Origin of the sequence: Flavobacterium croceum DSM 17960 (genome assembly GCF_002917885.1) — a bacterium.
GTDB classification, from domain to species: Bacteria; Bacteroidota; Bacteroidia; order Flavobacteriales; family Flavobacteriaceae; genus Flavobacterium; species Flavobacterium croceum.
The window spans coordinates 21,050-39,286 of sequence record NZ_PQNY01000018.1 but is presented as its reverse complement, the minus strand read 5'-3'; the positions used below and the strand labels follow the sequence as shown (position 1 = coordinate 39,286).

The 18,237-nt window shown below is 35.4% G+C and carries 12 protein-coding genes; 5 read left to right on the top strand and 7 right to left on the bottom strand.

Going from position 1 to position 18,237, the window contains the following annotated elements:
- Positions 1-499: 499 nt before the first annotated feature.
- Positions 500-1,276 carry a diaminopimelate epimerase gene (dapF, locus tag Q361_RS11745; RefSeq protein ID WP_103726927.1) on the bottom strand — a complete coding sequence of 259 codons (777 nt, stop codon included), beginning with the start codon at positions 1,274-1,276 and terminating at the stop codon, positions 500-502.
- Between the two features lie 275 nt (positions 1,277-1,551).
- On the opposite strand from dapF, the gene Q361_RS11740 reads away from it, so the two are divergent.
- From Q361_RS11740 to Q361_RS11730, 3 genes are all read left to right on the top strand, one after another.
- Complete coding sequence (locus Q361_RS11740) at positions 1,552-2,943, top strand: S1C family serine protease (protein ID WP_103726926.1); 1,392 nt, start codon at positions 1,552-1,554, stop codon at positions 2,941-2,943.
- Positions 2,944-3,090: 147 nt separating this feature from the next.
- Positions 3,091-4,539 (top strand): glyceraldehyde-3-phosphate dehydrogenase, encoded by a 1,449-nt coding sequence (locus Q361_RS11735; protein ID WP_103726925.1) that lies wholly within the window; start codon positions 3,091-3,093, stop codon positions 4,537-4,539.
- A gap of 96 nt (positions 4,540-4,635) precedes the next feature.
- Entirely contained in the window at positions 4,636-5,367 is a 732-nt protein-coding gene (locus Q361_RS11730) for a hypothetical protein (protein WP_103726924.1), read from the top strand.
- A gap of 27 nt (positions 5,368-5,394) precedes the next feature.
- Here Q361_RS11730 and Q361_RS11725 read toward each other — a convergent pair whose 3' ends face one another.
- Positions 5,395-6,798 (bottom strand): APC family permease, encoded by a 1,404-nt coding sequence (locus Q361_RS11725; protein ID WP_103726923.1) that lies wholly within the window; start codon positions 6,796-6,798, stop codon positions 5,395-5,397.
- An 84-nt stretch (positions 6,799-6,882) separates the two neighbouring features.
- Between Q361_RS11725 and Q361_RS11720 the strand changes: the two genes are divergently transcribed.
- Positions 6,883-7,260: a hypothetical protein gene (locus tag Q361_RS11720; RefSeq protein ID WP_146047019.1), complete on the top strand. Its 378-nt coding sequence runs from the start codon at positions 6,883-6,885 to the stop codon at positions 7,258-7,260.
- A 76-nt stretch (positions 7,261-7,336) separates the two neighbouring features.
- Here the strand turns inward: Q361_RS11720 and Q361_RS11715 are convergent, their stop codons facing one another.
- The 5 genes from Q361_RS11715 to Q361_RS11695 form a co-directional block, all read right to left on the bottom strand.
- Positions 7,337-9,598, bottom strand: coding sequence for an aconitate hydratase (locus Q361_RS11715; protein ID WP_103726921.1), 2,262 nt, complete (start codon positions 9,596-9,598; stop codon positions 7,337-7,339).
- 248 nt (positions 9,599-9,846) lie between these two features.
- Positions 9,847-10,527 carry a carboxylesterase family protein gene (locus Q361_RS11710; RefSeq protein ID WP_103726920.1) on the bottom strand — a complete coding sequence of 227 codons (681 nt, stop codon included), beginning with the start codon at positions 10,525-10,527 and terminating at the stop codon, positions 9,847-9,849.
- A 121-nt stretch (positions 10,528-10,648) separates the two neighbouring features.
- Complete coding sequence (locus Q361_RS11705; RefSeq protein ID WP_103726919.1) at positions 10,649-11,602, bottom strand: AAA family ATPase; 954 nt, start codon at positions 11,600-11,602, stop codon at positions 10,649-10,651.
- 50 nt (positions 11,603-11,652) lie between these two features.
- Positions 11,653-13,053, bottom strand: coding sequence for a peptidylprolyl isomerase (locus tag Q361_RS11700; RefSeq protein WP_103726918.1), 1,401 nt, complete (start codon positions 13,051-13,053; stop codon positions 11,653-11,655).
- A gap of 9 nt (positions 13,054-13,062) precedes the next feature.
- On the bottom strand, positions 13,063-15,027 hold the full coding sequence (locus tag Q361_RS11695) for a peptidylprolyl isomerase (RefSeq protein WP_103726917.1): 1,965 nt from the start codon (positions 15,025-15,027) through the stop codon (positions 13,063-13,065).
- A 182-nt stretch (positions 15,028-15,209) separates the two neighbouring features.
- On the opposite strand from Q361_RS11695, the gene Q361_RS11690 reads away from it, so the two are divergent.
- The gene (locus Q361_RS11690; protein ID WP_103726916.1) at positions 15,210-16,802 is read left to right on the top strand and encodes a peptide chain release factor 3; all 1,593 of its coding nucleotides are present in this window, start codon (positions 15,210-15,212) and stop codon (positions 16,800-16,802) included.
- Positions 16,803-18,237 lie beyond the last annotated feature (1,435 nt).

Genomic DNA, 18,237 nt, shown 5'->3' with positions numbered 1-18,237 from the left:
CTTCAAGGTTGCTCATTATTGTAATTGTTTGAAAGTCAATACAATTTAATCATTATTAATGATTTGAGCAACTTTTTTTATAATGCACAACGGGTTAATATTATAGTATTATATTTTCTTTTAATATACTTAAATAATCGTTTTGATAAAAAAATAAGCAAAGAAAAAATAGCATCTTTTATATTACTGTTATTAGCTTTATACTATGTAGTTTCTATAATTTTAGGATTATTTTTTAATATGTATATATAAAAGATTTTTTATAGCAGCAAATGTGTCGAGTTATGTTTACAATAAAAGTGAGAACCCCCACTCCCGCCCAAATCCTTTAGAGTAGTTATTGATAACCCTGATAGTTTTTACTATTTTTGGTAAAAAGAACACGTTCTGAGCAGAAATTACCAATTTCATAATCCAGAATGTTAGAGAGTCTTTTTCATATTTTAAATTATAGAACCGCGCGAAGGGATTCGCGCAGTAGCTCAGGGTCATACAAAAACTATAGTTTTATTTCTCCTTCAAAAACAAAAGTGGCTGGGCCTACAAGAAAAACTTTTTGATAACCTTGACTCGTTTTTTCAAAAGATACTTGTAGTTGTCCGCCTTCTACCTCAATAGCGATGTTGGTTGAATTGGTTTTGCCAAGAACATGCATTGCTATTGCTGTTGCTGTTGCCCCTGTACCGCACGATAATGTTTCGTCTTCTACGCCACGCTCGTAAGTGCGCAAGGCAAAATGATTTTCGTTTTTTTGCGTCACAAAATTTACATTGCTTCCTTCTTTTCCGTACAAACTGGAATACCGTATTTCGGCGCCTTGCTTTTTTACATCGATATCTTGTGTGTTTGGCACGAGCATAACATGGTGTGGCGAACCTGTATTAAGAAAAATATAGTCGGGCGTTGTTGTAATCGCTTGTACATCTTGCATTTGCAATGATACGCTATTGTTTTGGTCGATAGTAGCATGATGCAAACCATCTATAGCCATAAAAATAGCTTTGTTTTGTATAATGCCCAAATGTTTGGCAAAGGCAACCAAACATCGACCGCCGTTACCGCACATGGTACTTTGGTTTCCATCTGAGTTGTAATATACCATTTTAAAATCTGTCGAATTGTCATTTTCGAGCAGTATAAGTCCGTCTGCACCAATGCCAAATCTGCGGTCGCACAAATGGTGTATCAGGTTGGTATCATTTTTGGGGAATAGGTTGTTGCGGTTGTCTATCATGACAAAATCGTTTCCTGTTCCTTGATATTTGTAAAATTTCATTTGTTTTTGTGTTATGGTTTACTGTAATAGCCCCGATTGAAGCGGTATCTTTTGCAACTCTATATCTCTTTTTGTTTTGAGTTGCAAAAATAAAGCGTAAAGCGGGAATATGGTATAGCAATTGCACGAGCCTTTGCGCTTCTGTAAAGCAAATGTATGAACATTTTTTATGATTTATTAAGAAGACGTTAATTATTGTTAAACGAGCGTTAAACCCATTTATTTAAGAATTTTATTGTTATAATTTTACTTTAACATTTAAAAGAAAGAAGAATATGAAACAGTTTTCGAGTTTATTTTTGGTTTCTTTATTGAGCGGAACTCTTACTCTTGGAGCCTATAAATTGTTTTTGGAAGAAGGAAGTCGTGGTAAATCTATTGTGAGCACTGCAACCGATACTTTTACTAGAAATGCGAGTTTGGGCGCCGAAAATGTAGATTTTACAGTAGCTGCCGATAAGGCCGTTCATTCGGTTGTGCATGTTAAAAATGTTTCGGTTCGTACAGTGTACAATCCTATTATGGAGTGGTTTTATGGTGCACAAGGCGGTGCTCAGCAACAAGAGCAAATTGGTACAGGTAGTGGTGTAATTATTTCGGAAGATGGTTATATTGTTACCAATAATCATGTGATAAAAGATGCCACTGAACTTGAGGTTACATTAAATAACAAAAAAGTGTATAAGGCAAAACTTATTGGTACCGATGCAAAAATGGATATTGCTTTGCTTAAAATAGATGCCGAAGAAAAATTGCCTTATTCTTCTTTTGCCGATTCTGATGCGGTAAAAGTAGGCGAATGGGTTTTGGCGGTGGGCAACCCATACAATCTTACCTCTACAGTTACTGCCGGAATTGTATCGGCAAAAGCACGAAATTTAGACGGTAACGGCATACAATCGTTTATTCAAACCGATGCAGCTGTAAACCCAGGTAATAGCGGTGGCGCATTGGTAAACACAAGCGGAAATTTAATAGGTATAAACACCATGATTTCTTCTCCTACAGGTAGTTATGCGGGATATTCGTTTGCTGTACCTTCAAATATAGCCCGAAAAATTATTGAAGACATTATGGAGTTTGGTGGCGTACAACGCGGAATATTGGGCGTAGAAGGATCGGAATTGAATGGAACCATTGCAAAAGCGTATGACATTAAACAAACCGAAGGTTTTTATGTTAAAAAAGTAAATAAAAATTCGGGAGCAGAAAAAGCAGGCTTATCAAAAGGTGATGTGATTGTAAAAATAGACAATCAAAAAATTTCGAGTTACGCAGATATGTCGGGCTACATTAATACCAAGCGCCCTAATGAAAAAGTAAATGTAACCCTTATACGAGATGGAAAATCGAAAACGGTACCTGTAACACTTGTTAAAAACGACCTTATTTATACCGATGTAAAAGGTTTGGAACTCGAAAATATATCTGCAAGCGATAAGAAAAAATACAATATTACTTACGGCGTTAAAATAAAAGAAGTAACCAACGAACGCTTAAAACCTTACGAAGAAGAACTAAACGGTAGCATTATTCTAAAAATTGATGGCGCCAATGCCACCGATGTAGAAACAGTATCGAATATTATTAATAACAAAGACGAAAATCAGGGTTTAAGTATTCAAATGATTACTAAATCGGGACAAATAATGCGTATTATTATTTAAAACAATCTTCACTTAATTATACTTGAAAATGAGCTCTTAGTAGCTCATTTTTTTCTATAACAAATTAACACGAAAACGTTTTCGTAACTAAATAGTTTATCCTATTTTTGCAAAAATTTTATCACAACTTACAACACAATAACCATCATGGCAAAAAGTATTTCTTACGAAAAAGAACTTGCTTTTCAGGCAAACCGACGAAAAGCTGTAGTAGAACTCATTAAAATAATTAGCGATTTATGGTACGACAAATCGATAGAGCTCGTACTGTTTAGAAACCAACTTATAGACCGAAATGTAAGCGATATCATCAATTTGCATGAATATGCTGCCGAGTTTGTTGCAAAACCTATCAATGTATTTGATACTGTAGAAATTGCAAAAGCCATAGAAAAACTCGATTTACCTCCTTCTCGATTAGACTTGGGTAAACTTACCTACGAATACCATTTGGAAGACAATACATTTCATGATGCTAAGGCATTTGTAATAAGCAAGCTTAAAGATGCTAAAGAATTTCAAACTATCGAGCCCAAAGATGTAGTACTCTATGGTTTTGGAAGAATTGGGCGCTTGGTGGCTCGCGAACTTATGAGTAAAATAGGTAAAGGGCAACAACTTAGACTTCGTGCTATAGTAACACGCGACAAAACAGACGCGACACTTTTAGAAAAACGTGCTGCTTTGCTAAGATACGATTCTGTTCATGGAGATTTTGAAGGCTCTGTTTCTGCCGATATAGACAATAATGCTCTTATTATAAATGGTACAACCGTAAATATTATTACGGCTCAAGCACCCGAAGAGATTGATTATACACAATACGGTATTAAAAACGCATTGGTAATAGACAATACAGGCGCTTTCCGTACAGAAGCAGATTTGCAAAGACATTTAACCTCAAAAGGAGTAGACAAAGTATTGCTTACTGCACCTGGTAAAGGTGTTCCAAATATTGTTTACGGTGTTAATCATGAAGAATACAATCCAGATGATGTAGCTATTTTTTCGGCTGCCTCATGTACTACCAATGCTATTACCCCAATTTTAAAAGTAATTGAAGATACATTGGGTGTTGTAAAAGGTCATATCGAAACCATACATGCTTATACCAACGATCAGAACTTGGTAGACAATATGCACAAAAAATACCGCCGAGGTAGAGCTGCAGCACTCAATATGGTAATTACCGAAACAGGTGCAGGTAGTGCCGTAGCGAAAGCCTTGCCTAGTTTGGCGGGCAAACTTACTTCAAATGCCATTCGGGTTCCGGTACCCAATGGGTCTTTGGTGGTGTTAAATTTGGAAGTAACGAAAAACACTACTATAGAAGAAGTAAACCAATTGGTGAAAAACTACTCGCTCGAAGGCGAATTGGTTGAACAAATTAAGTATTCATTAAACGATGAACTTGTTTCATCGGATATTGTTGGTTCATCTGCCCCTTCTATATACGATAGCAAAGCAACAATAGTTTCTGCCGATGGAAAAAACATTGTACTTTATGTTTGGTATGATAATGAATATGGATACAGCCATCAAGTAATACGATTATCAAAATATATAGCGAAAGTAAGACGCTATACCTATTATTAATTTTAAGTTGTTTCTAAATTTGAAAAATCCGTTGGTCGTAAAATACTAGCGGATTTTTTTTTATATTTGTAAAACGAACCCCAAATCGTATACCTCATGTTTAAAAAATTTACTACAGCTCTTTGCTTGTTTACCGCTCTATTGTGTATGGGTCAAATACAAAAAGCACCCGAGAAATACAACAAAATAATTTATACTTACAAAACAAAACCCAATTATCATTTTGACTCGAGTGGTATTTATGCCGATAGTACAGTTATTCAAAATGATTTTTTGAAAACAGATTTTAAAATTTTACAACACCCCACCGATAGTACCAAGAGAGTAGGTTTTATTTCGTATAAATCTATGAATAAAGCCGATAAATTGGTGTTGAAAAATAAGGTTTTAACTTACTTTACCAAAACGAGAGTAGAATATTATGTAAAACTTAAAAAAGCCATTATGTATAAAACCGTTTACGATTTGGCAGAAATTCCTACTGTGGTAAAAACCTTTTTAGACAATTCTGTAACCGAGTTTGTAAGCGAACCCTCTACTATTTACTATTTGCCCAATAAAGAGATTAATGTTGTAAACAGTATTAGTAATCTTAAAGAATCGTATAGAGAACACACTATCAATTGGTTGGAAAACCAAAATAATACGGGTGTATTTGATTACAATTTTATGGGTAAGATATATAATTGTACGGTAGAAGTAGACCCTAAATTAAGTAAATATATTGTACCTGCCACGAGTACTATTTTTGCCAATTGCGACTATGGCATTACATCTGTAAAAACCTTAGAATTTACAAGCAAATTAATTAAAGTAGAATACAAATAAACCGTATTTTATAGAGCGTAATAAATACTATTCTTTTTTAAAGAAGTAATAAACAGGCACACCCAACAACATAATTAGAATTCCCCAACCACACGTACTGAATTTAGTATAAAGTAGCATAATTGACAAAGCAGTTGCCACTAGCACATAAAAAGCAGGTAGTATGGGATATCCAAAGGCTTTGTAAGGTCGTTCAAGCAGAGGTTGCTTACGTCTTAGCACAAATATTCCAGCAATGGTAAGGATATAAAATATCAGTACTATAATAACCACGAAATCCAACAGATCGCCGTATTTTCCTGTTAAGCATAACAAAGATGCCCAAATACATTGAGCCCACAATGCCCATTCGGGAACACTTGCTTTGTTTAATCGAGCTGCTTTTTTAAAAAACAAACCATCATTTGCCATGGTGTAAAAAACTCTTGCCCCTGCCATAATCAATCCGTTGTTGCACGCAAAAGTAGAAATCATAATCATCACGGCAATAATTGCAGTACCCATAGCACCAAAAATAGGTTGCGCTGCCGCAACAGCAACCCGATCTGAAGGAGCGGTAGCTATAGCATCTATTGGTAGAACAGCAAGATACATCACGTTGGCCAGAACATAAATACACGATACAATAAAGGTTCCTAAAAACAAACTGAGCCCTACATTTCGCTTTGGATTTTTAATTTCGGCGGCTATAAAAGTTACCCCATTCCAAGCATCACTAGAAAATACCGAACCTACCATAGCGGCAGCAATTGCTCCAAAAATAAGGTTTCCGTCTAAGGTTTTCCACAAACCAGTCGCTTTGTCAAAACTAGAAAAATCAAATCCAGTAGACCAATTTGAATGCCACACTTCAAGGCTTGCTCCGTTTAAAAAACCAAACACAATAAGACCCAATAAAGAAGCTATTTTTAGTATCGTTAAAAAAGATTGAAGTCCTTTGCTGTCTTTAACTCCTTTACTGTTTAAATAAGTAAGTAAAAAAATGGTCACAATAGAAACCAATTGTGCAGCATTGAGCTTAAATGAATAAAAACGCCACAGTATATTTTCATCGCTTACTACCGGAAAAATATAAGCCGTAAATTTAGAAAAAGCAACACCTACAGCGGCAATAGTACCCGTTTGAATTACTGCAAAAAAACTCCAGCCGTACAAAAAAGCAATCAGTTTATTGTAGGCTTCTTTTAGGTAAACATACTGTCCGCCTGCTTTTGGAAACATAGCACTTAGCTCACCATAACTTACCGCCGCAATCACTGTAATAACCCCTGTAAGCACCCAAATAGCAATAAGCCAACCTGCCGAACCTACTTGTCTTATCATATCTGAACTTACAATAAAAATTCCAGAACCAATCATAGAGCCTACTACCAACATGGTTCCGTCAAACAGTCCGAGTTCTCTTTTAAATTCAGGGGTGCTTTTTTGCATCTTATCGAAATTTTAGTAAATAATTTGCAATTTAACTATTTTCTAAATAAAATTGAACGAAAAATAAAACCCTTTCTTAAATTTATGAAATTCAGTATCATATTGTTTTTATTTCTTTTTTCGGGAATAGGATTTTGTCAAACCCAGCGCATTGAGAAGTATTATTTTGGTAAAAGTGGCATCAACACCATCATTAGCCAACCTAGCGGAGAAACCATTGTAGTGAGTACGTTTAACTCTAGACCTAGCTTAATCAAAAAAATAGCCGAACAGGTTTTTGCTTACTATATGAGCCATCTGGCCGACTGGCAAGAAAAAACAACATTTACCGTAGATGATGCTGTAGTGAGTGGTACTTTTACAGTAAAAAGATCAGAAAAATTAACCGCCATTGACTTTTTTTATGAAAAAGTAGAATGGAAAAATGGTCTTACAGAAATTTACGATCCTTCTAAAAAATAAAATTTAAATTACCTCAAATAAAAAAGCTGTCTTTATGAAAAAGACAGCTTTTTTTATAAAATAAGCTACTTGAATGTTATTTTCCTGCAGCAATTAAATTTAAAGCACAACCTGCTTTAAACCATTCTATCTGACCCTCATTGTATGTATGATTTGCCATAATAATATCTTTAGATCCATCTGCATGTACAAATTCTAAAGTTAATGGTTTTCCTGGTGCAAACGATGTTAAATCTAAGAAGTTGATTGTGTCGTCTTCTTGAATTTTATCATAATCGGCTTCGTTAGCAAATGTTAAAGCCAACATACCTTGCTTTTTAAGATTGGTTTCGTGTATACGAGCAAACGATTTTACCAAAACAGCTTTTACGCCCAAATGACGTGGCTCCATAGCTGCGTGCTCACGAGAAGAACCTTCGCCATAGTTTTGATCACCTACTACAATAGAAGGTACTCCGGCTGCTTTGTAAGCGCGTTGTACTTTTGGCACCTCATCATAAGCACCTGTTAATTGGTTTTTAACGTGGTTTGTTTCTTGGTTAAAAGCATTTACAGCTCCAATTAACATATTGTTGGAAATATTATCCAAATGTCCTCTAAAACGCAACCAAGGTCCTGCCATAGAAATGTGGTCTGTAGTACATTTGCCAAAAGCTTTGATTAACAATTTTGCTCCTGTAATATTTTGTCCGTCCCATGGTTTAAAAGGTTCTAAAAGTTGTAAACGATCTGAGTTTGGGTCTACCAATACTTGAACCGAAGATCCATCTTCTGCTGGTGCTTGGTAGCCTGGATCGTCTACATCAAATCCGCGCGTTGGAAGTTCGTCTCCTGTAGGTGGGTTTAGTTTTACCGCTTCTCCGTTGGCATTCAATAATGTATCGGTAATAGGGTTAAAATCTAAACGACCTGAAATAGCCAAAGCAGCTACCATTTCTGGCGAAGTTACAAAAGCGTGTGTATTTGGGTTACCATCGGCACGTTTCGAAAAATTACGATTAAACGAATGCACAATCGTATTTTTTTCTTCTTTGTTTGCTCCTTCTCTATCCCACTGCCCAATACATGGTCCACAAGCATTTGTAAATACTTTAGTTCCCATTTTTTCGAAAGTAGCAATAATGCCATCTCTTTCTATAGTATAACGAATTTGTTCTGAACCTGGGTTGATACCAAATTCTGCTTTGGGAGTAATACCGTGAGCAACGGCTTGTTCTACAATAGAGGCCGCACGGCTCATATCTTCATACGAAGAGTTTGTACAAGAACCTATTAAGCCCCACTCTACTTGTAAAGGCCAACCGTTTGCTTCGGCTTCGGCTTTCATTTTAGAAACTGGCGTTCCTCTATCGGGTGTAAAAGGACCATTGATATGAGGTTCCAATTCTGAAAGATTTATTTCGATTAATTGGTCAAAATAATTTTCTGGATTAGCATATACTTCGGCATCAGCTGTTAAATACGAAGCAACTTTGTCGGCAGCATTTACCACATCTTGACGGCCCGTAGCAGCTAGGTATCTACGCATAGAATCGTCGTAGCCAAAAGTAGAAGTGGTAGCTCCTATCTCTGCTCCCATGTTGCATATAGTTCCTTTACCTGTACATGACATAGCTTGAGCACCTTCGCCAAAATATTCAACAATAGCGCCTGTTCCTCCTTTTACTGTAAGTATATCGGCTACTTTTAATATAACATCTTTTGGTGCGGTCCAACCGTTTAATTTACCAGTAAGTTTTACACCTATAAGTTTCGGAAATTTTAGTTCCCAAGACATTCCAGACATAACATCTACTGCATCTGCACCACCTACTCCAATAGCAAGCATGCCCAAACCACCTGCGTTTACTGTATGAGAGTCGGTACCTATCATCATACCCCCTGGAAATGCATAGTTTTCCAATACAATTTGATGAATAATTCCTGAACCTGGTTTCCAAAAACCAATTCCGTATTTGTTGGAAACAGAAGCAAGAAAATCAAAAACTTCTTTTGATTGTTTGGTAGCAAAAGCCAAATCTTCTTTAGCTCCAGATTTTGCCTGAATTAAGTGGTCGCAATGTACTGTGGTTGGTACAGCTGCTTTTGCTTTTCCTGCGTGCATGAATTGCAACAAAGCCATTTGCGCTGTTGCGTCTTGACATGCTACTCTATCGGGAGCAAAATCAACATAATCTTTACCTCTTGTAAATGCCTGAGTAGGCAAACCTTCCCATAAATGAGAATATAGAATTTTTTCTGAAAGTGTAAGTGGTCTTCCTACCAACTCGCGAGCTTTATCTACACGAGCCGCCATGTTGGCGTACACTTTTTCAATCATTTCAATATCAAAAGCCATAATAGTAAATAGGTATTAATTGTTTGTTCTTTATTTAAGTGGCACAAAGTTAATTATTTATTAGCAAATTAAAAAATTTATAACAAATATCGATTTTAATAAAATTTTTATTTATAAACATTCTATTTTACTAGCATAAATTCAATTTATTCCAATAAATACCGTTTATAATTAAAAATTCTTAAAATCGAGGGTTGATTTTAAGAATTTATTAAAATATCGGCAGGCTTTTTACTAAATAAATAATCTTATTGGTATTTAAACAGCCAATCATACATAGCATTTTCATGAAACAATCGCTCTACACTACCATGATTTCCTCCAGGTATTATTGTTAATGTAGCATCGGCATTGGGCTGGCATTTTTTTATAGCCTGATATACTTTTTGCGATTCACTCATGGGTACTATAAAATCTTTGTTTCCGTGTTGTATCCACAAAGGTACTTTGGCCAAATTACAAGCATCGGCTACGTTACCTCCGCCACAAATGGCCACCGCAGCAGTAACCTTGTTGGGGTATTTACCTGCAAAATGCAATGTTCCGTAACCTCCTAAGCTCATTCCGCATACATATACTCTATGATCTGTATTGTAATTTTGTTGAACATACTCTATCAATTCCAACACTTTGTCTGGATTCCAAGCGCCACTTGCCACTTGAGGTGCAATAATGTATGCGTTTATTTTTTTTCCTTTTTCTACGGCTTTTAAAACTCCGTATCTTTTTACCCGATTTAAGTCGGTACCCGATAAACTTCTTCCGTGTAAAAAAACAAGTATAGGCAATTTTTCATCAAGGTTTGCTGTGGGTTTTTGCAACCAAAATGGATAAGCAGTTTTTCCTGTTACGGCTACAATTTCAAAATCGGGAGCCTGAAAAGACGAAAATAAAAAAAGTATTACGGTACTTATGAGTATTTTTTTCATACGTAGGTATCAATTTATGATTCAACAAACAATAAAATCTACAAAACACCAAACCGTAAAATGGTTGGTATGTAGTATAAAAAAAGTGTTGTTTTATGTACAACACTTTGGAGTTTTTATGTTAAAGCAACTTGCTTATTATCATTTCTTCGGTAATGTTTTCGGCATCGGCTTTGTAGTTCTTAATAATTCTGTGTCTTAATATGCCGGCTGCTACGGCTTGAACATCTTCAATATCTGGCGAATATTTACCCTTAAAAACAGCATTTGCTTTGGCTGCCAAAATTAAGTTTTGCGAAGCACGAGGTCCTGCACCCCAATCTAAATAATTTTTAACATAATCTGTAGATAATGCGTTACCTGGGCGTGTTTTGTTTACCAATTGTACTGCATATTCAATCACATTGTCGGCAACAGGTACTCTGCGAATTAGATGTTGAAAATCTATAATTTCTTGGGCGGTAAATAGTGGGTTGATGACTTGTTTTTCGTCTGATGTTGTGGCTTTTACCACCTGAACTTCTTCTTCAAATGTAGGATAGTCCAACTTGATAGCAAACATAAAACGGTCTAATTGTGCTTCTGGCAAAGGGTAGGTTCCTTCTTGCTCTATAGGGTTTTGTGTGGCTAAAACAAAATATGGCAAATCTAGTTTATAGTGTTGCCCTGCAATGGTTACAGCACGCTCTTGCATAGCCTCTAATAGAGCAGCTTGAGTTTTGGGTGGTGTACGGTTTATCTCGTCTGCCAAAATAATATTGGCAAAAATGGGTCCTTTTATAAATTTAAAATTTCGGCTTTCGTCTAGAATTTCACTCCCTAAAATATCCGAAGGCATCAAGTCGGGCGTAAACTGAATTCTTTTAAAATCGAGTCCTAAGGCTTGCGAAATGGTATTTACCATTAAGGTTTTTGCCAAACCTGGAACTCCCACCAACAGAGCATGACCACCAGAAAATATACTCAATAAAATTTGATCAATCACTTCGTTTTGACCTACAATAATTTTGGAAATCTCTGTTTTAAGCTGATTTCTTTTTTCTACTAATCTTTGAACTGCTGCTACGTCTGACATACTCTATGCTTTTATGTTTCAAATTTAATTTTTACCCACGGTAAAGAAACCTATTTTTTTAACCAATTATACAAAAAATCACACTTTTGGTACTCTCCATTAATTTTGATATAAGTTTCTTTTATCTTTTCTTCGGTCCATTTTGCTATTGCATTAATTTGTTTTTCTTTTAATGCAAGCTCTCTAATTTTTGTATAATCTTTGCTAAAATCAGCTACGTGTTCATCGATACGATTCGTTACGGTAAGTATTTTGTATTTTTTACCCGCACGAGGATCATCTGTTAATATTACATTCGAAATTTGTCCGTCTTTTAAACCCGATACTTCACTGTACATTTCGGCATCCATTTTGGTTAATTCAAAATGTGTATCTTGTGTTTTTGGGTTAATAAGTTGCCCTCCGTTTTGACGGGTTTCTTTTTCATCAGACATGGTACGCGCTGCCTCTGCAAAAGTAATTTCTTTGTCTTCTATACGTTTTTTAATAAGTTGCGCTTTTTCTTTGGCTTCTTTCAAAGCTTCATCGGTTACTTTGGGTATCATAAGTATGTGGCGTAACTCCAAATCTAAGCCTTTTATTTTTTCTAAATAGATGATGTGAAATCCAAATTCTGTTTCAAAAGGTTCAGATATTTCGCTTTCTTGCAGTGAAAAAGCTACATCTTTAAACTCTTTTACAAAAGGTGTCTTCTTATTTATTTTGTAAAATCCGCCACTAGAGCGCGAACCAGGATCTTGGGTATAGAGCACGGCTTTGGTGGTAAAACTAGCTCCGTTTAAGACTTCTTGTTTTATCTCTTTGAGTTTATTAATTACGGCGTCTTTTTCTACCTGCGTAACTTTTGGCGTGATGACAATTTGGGCTATTTCTAGCTCAGTACCTATAGTAGGCTTGTCTGCTTCTGGAATTTTTTTGAAGAAATTTTTGGTTTCTTCGGGTGTAATTTGAATACCGTCTACAATTTTATTTTGCATTTCGGAAGCCAATTTTTGTGTTTTAAGCACATCATATAGTTCCGAACGCAAATCGTCTTCGTCTTTTTTATGGAAATATTTAACTACGGCTTCCATAGAGCGAAGTTGCTCCACCATATATTCCATTTGACCGTTCATTTTTTCTTTTATTTCCTCATCTTTTACCACCACAGAATCTTGAGTGGCTTGATGCGCAAACAATTTTTCTTCCATCAATTTACCCAACATTTGGCAACGGGTAAAATCTTTAATCGAAACACCTTGCGAAGCCATCTCTAAAAAAGATTTGTCAATATCTGAATCTAAAATATTGTAATCACCAACCGTAGCTATAATACCGTCTATACGCTTTCTACCTTGTTGTACTGGTTCTTTTTTTACCGGTTCTTTTTCGGGTATAATTTCTTGTGCTCCCACTTGAAACACGGCTACAAAAAGAGTAAAAAGGATTGTTATTTTGTTTATTGTTCTCATTTCTATTTATTATTTCTTTAAAGCTGCTTTTACGGTATCAAAAACATTTGGGTTTACTTTGACTACAAATTCTTTTTTCAATTCGTCTACCCAATGTTGTTCTAGATATTGTTGGTAATCATTTATCACTTTCGATTTACACTCATCGAGCGTTTTTACAGAGGCTGGTAGTATAGTGAGTATTTGCGTACCTGTATAAAAATCGCCTTGTTTTACTAAGTCATGAAAACCTGCGGTAAAAGGTAACCCTTTGGGTAATGCAACATCGGTGTTTTCATACACGCCTTCTGTAATTTGCACAGCTGCATTTTCTTTGGTATTGAATTTATCTTTTATTTGCTGGATTGTTTTATTTTGCTTGAGCATTTTAAAAGCTTCTTTGGCTGTTTTTTCAGAGGTTGAAGCTACCAAAATTGCTTTTGCTCTAGGTTTCCACATTGGTTTTTCGGGCATATCGGCGTAAAACTTTTTAAGCCCTAGTGTATCTGTTTTTGCTTTTTGCCACAATTCTTTTTCCATCAAATCAAACAAAAGCAAACCCTCACGGTACTCTTGCATGGTATGAGCAAACTCTGGAAACTCGTTTTCCAAATTATCATTGTAATACAAATTGATTTGCTCTTTTTTGAATTTGTCTAACAATTGATTACTCAATTTTGCTAGATCTTGTTTGGCGTAATTTTGATATTGTTGTTTTTTTACAAATTCTAAAAAGTCTATACCTTTTATATTTTTGTTTTCAATGGCAAACAAAGTTGCTTCATATGGAGATTTGTTGGTAGGAAGTTCCCATTTTTTATCAAAAAAAGCACTCGTAATGGCATCACTTACTTTTTTAAATTCTTGTTTTTGCACTTTAATTGGGTATTTTTTAACCAATTTATCGGTAAGTGAATTGGATATGCGTATAGAACGATCGTCTTTGCCTATTTTATTATCAAGCTCTGCTCTTGATTCTTCCAATGTTTTTAGAGGATATTTTTCGATAAGTTTTACAATATGCCAACCAAATTCTGATTGAAATGGTTCTGAAACAGGACTGTCTTTGGTTAAACCAAAAGCTTTGTTTTCAAAAATTTCAGAACTAAGTTGCCCCGAAGCAAATCGATTGAGTACACCGCCTTTGGGCCCCGATGACTTATCTTCGGAATATTGTTTGGCTAAGTCTTCAAATTTTTCTCCATTTTGCAACTTGGCATACACCTCATCAATAAGTTTTTTAGGTTTTTCTTGATCTTCGCCTTCTTTGGCTTTCATTATCATTATGTGAGCTACTTGAATTTCACCTCTATTGGGGCGAACATCATTTACCTTTACAATATGGTAGCCAAAACGAGTGCGCACAGGGTTTGAAACTTTGCCTAGTGGGGTTTTGTAAGCTGCTGTTTCAAAAGGATACACCATTCTAAAAGCGCTAAAATAACCCAAATTACCGCCGTTTTCTTTGGCTGACGGGTCTTGAGAAACTTCTTTGGCTACTGTTGCAAAATCTTCACCCGAATCCAATCGTTTTTTTACAGCCATCGCTTTGTGGTAAGCGGCAAGGGTATCTTCTGCTGTAGCGTTTTCTTCGCAGGTAATTAGTATATGCGAAGCATTAATTTCTTTTTGCAAACGGCTATAGCCTTCTTGTATAAGCTCTTCGGTAACTTTTTTATCGGTAGTATAGCTTTTGGCCAATTGGTTGCGGTAGTTTTTCAATTCGCTTTTGTAGCTTTCAGACTCTTGCAAACCCAATTTGTAGGCTTTGTTTACTTTTAATTTATAACCTATAAATAAGTTTAAATAATTGTTTAGGTCTTTTTGAGATTCGTCTTTTACCAAATCTATATTTTTATTATAAACCCTAATAAATTCGTCTGTATAGTAAGGTTTATCGTTTATAGTAAACAAAATTTCTTTGTTTTTTTGCTGGGCTTGCGCCACCATCGCAATAAAAACAGAAACTACCGCTATTATTTTTTTAATACTCATAGTATAAAGATTAAACAATCAGGACTTCGTTTTTTATCCAATCAACAAAAGTAATAATAATGTAGTATTACGCAAGAATAGGTTTTAGTATTAACAAAAATTTATTAACATTGATTTTGATACCATCAACACCGTGTGATTTAGCGAAGAAACACTATTTTTGCAAGCAATTTTTATAAATTATGAGTTTTTTAGAAGAAATACAGCGCAGACGTACATTTGGTATTATTTCGCACCCCGATGCGGGTAAAACAACACTTACAGAAAAGTTACTTTTATTTGGTGGAGCTATACAAGAAGCGGGTGCTGTAAAAAGCAACAAAATAAAAAAAGGCGCTACGAGCGACTTTATGGAAATAGAGCGTCAAAGAGGAATTTCGGTAGCTACCTCAGTATTGGCATTTGAATACAAAGGCAAAAAAATTAATATTCTAGATACGCCTGGGCATAAAGATTTTGCCGAAGACACTTTTAGAACACTAACTGCAGTAGATAGTGTTATAGTGGTAATAGATGTAGCAAAAGGTGTAGAAGAGCAAACCGAAAAGCTTGTTGCTGTATGCCGCATGAGAAAAATACCTATTATTGTTTTTATTAATAAATTAGACCGAGAGGGTAAAGATGCTTTTGATTTGATGGACGAGGTTGAAAAAAAGTTAGGCTTACACGTTACCCCTTTAAGTTTCCCTATTGGTATGGGGTACGATTTTAAAGGTATTTACAACATTTGGGAACAAAACATCAACCTATTTAGTGGCGATAGCAAAAAAAACATAGAAGAAACTATTGCTATAGAAAACATTGACAGCCCAGAGCTCGAAAATATTGTAGGCGAAAAACCTGCTCAAAAATTACGAGAAGAACTCGAACTCATACAAGAAGTGTATCCTACATTTGATAGAAACGCATACCTAGATGGAAACTTACAGCCTGTGTTTTTTGGTTCGGCGTTGAACAACTTTGGGGTTCGCGAAATTTTGGATTGTTTTATCGAGATTGCCCCTAGCCCAAAACCAAAAGAATCAGACACAAGATTGGTAGAACCAACAGAAGAAAAATTAAGCGGATTTGTATTTAAAATTCATGCCAATATGGATCCGAAACACCGAGACCGTTTGGCGTTTGTAAAAATAGTATCGGGTACTTTTGAGCGCAATAAACCGTATACACATGTTCGATTGAATAAAGCCTTAAAATTTTCGAGTCCGAACGCCTTTTTTGCAGAAAAAAAAGAAATTGTAGACATATCGTACCCTGGTGATATTGTAGGTTTGCACGATACCGGAAACTTTAAAATTGGCGACACGCTTACAGAAGGTGAAACGATGAATTTTAGAGGTATTCCTAGTTTTTCTCCCGAACACTTTAGATACATCAACAATGCCGATCCGCTCAAAGCCAAACAATTGGAAAAAGGTATCGACCAATTGATGGACGAGGGTGTTGCACAGCTTTTTACATTGGAAATGAATAATAGAAAAGTAATTGGTACCGTAGGTGCATTGCAGTACGAAGTAATTCAATACCGACTAGAGCACGAGTATGGCGCCAAATGTACTTACGAAAATTTTCCAGCACACAAAGCGTGTTGGGTAAAACCCGACGATGCCAAAAGCGAAGAGTATAAAGAGTTTTTGCGCGTAAAACAAAAGTTTATGGCAAAAGACAAATACGGGCAATTGGTATTTCTAGCCGATTCGGAATTTTCTATTCAAATGACACAAAGTAAATACCCTAGCGTAAAATTGTTTTTCACTTCTGAATACAACGAATAATGCCCTGCTATACTATATAATACTACAAAAGGCTGTCTACTAAGATAGCCTTTTGCTTTTTAGACCCTATCTTGTTGTTGTTATCTTCAATTCAAGACCAAAAAAATGATTTTGTACTTATTTTGCCTTTCTAAATAAAATAGGTAGCATTTTTTTATTGAAACGCATGGCTACAAAACAACTTTGTTAAAAAATCATGCTAATTGTGAATAAGTTTGTCTTTTATTATTGAAACAAAAGTCCAAACTTTGTAATTGTTTGGTAAACACAATCTTTGAAAATTGTGTACAAAAACAGTTTAAACTATTACTAACTAAACCACTATGAACTAGAAGTCCATAGGTTTGGTTTTCAGACTAAAAGTCGGCAAGGCTGAAAAGCAAAAAACTGCCACTGATTAAAATGATTTCCGCTGATTTAATCCTTTAAATCATCTTAATCAGTGGCAAAACTTTTTAGAAGTTAAAGCGAGATGCACTCAAAGTGCATAGTTTTAAACTATATTTGAGACCAATAAGCCTCAGGTTTAAAAACCTTTGTAATCAGAGGCTAAAAAAACAACAGTGAGTAGACTAAAGCATTAAAAAAAGAAAAAATGGCGGTTCCTTTTACACTTTTTATCAAAAATATACGTCAGTATCTAGTAGCATACTTTACGTTTTGTGTGATAGCCATTGCCAATGCTTTGTTCGATTTGCTTAGTAGTAATAAGCCAGAGCAAAACCACTTGGTAAAGCCTTTTTGCTTTGACAAATTTACTATGAGTACACGCTTGCAAGGCAATATAATTTTACAAGCAGTACCATACAACCGCTATTATCAAAAACCGAATTTTGGTTTTGGTTACACAAAAAAACACGTGTTTTATTACTTGATTTAGGTGTTACAAAATAGAGCCGAAATCCCTTTTTTTGAACTAATTTTTAGAGTAAACCCTCAAGTAGTACCCTGCTTGAGGTATTTTTTTGGCGTGTTTTTACCCTTATTTTGTCCTGACAAATCGTTTGTTTCGTCCTGATGAGGCAATTGTTTCGTCCTGACGAACCGTTTGTCTCGTCCTGACGAAGTACTTGTTTGGTCTTGATGCATGTAAAAAACAAACATTTTAGGCATTTTTTACCTAAAACACACTTTTTTTGTAGGGTAATTACTGTTTTTAAAGCCAAAAACCAATTTTTTCGTATAAAAACAAGGTATGGTTAAAGGGTAATACAACGAGTTTATCTGCATTTTAACGATTTTTTACTTTAAAGTAATTCGTTAAGGTAGATTCCGAAACAAGTTCGGAATGACAAAGGGTATTGTATGAGATACTTAAACGAGTTCAGCATGACAACAGGCGGTTGGATTGACAAACAGTATTGTGTAAGATGCTGAAACGAGTTCAGCATGACAAGATGAGTTCGGAATGACAACATCAAAGTAAAAAAAGTAT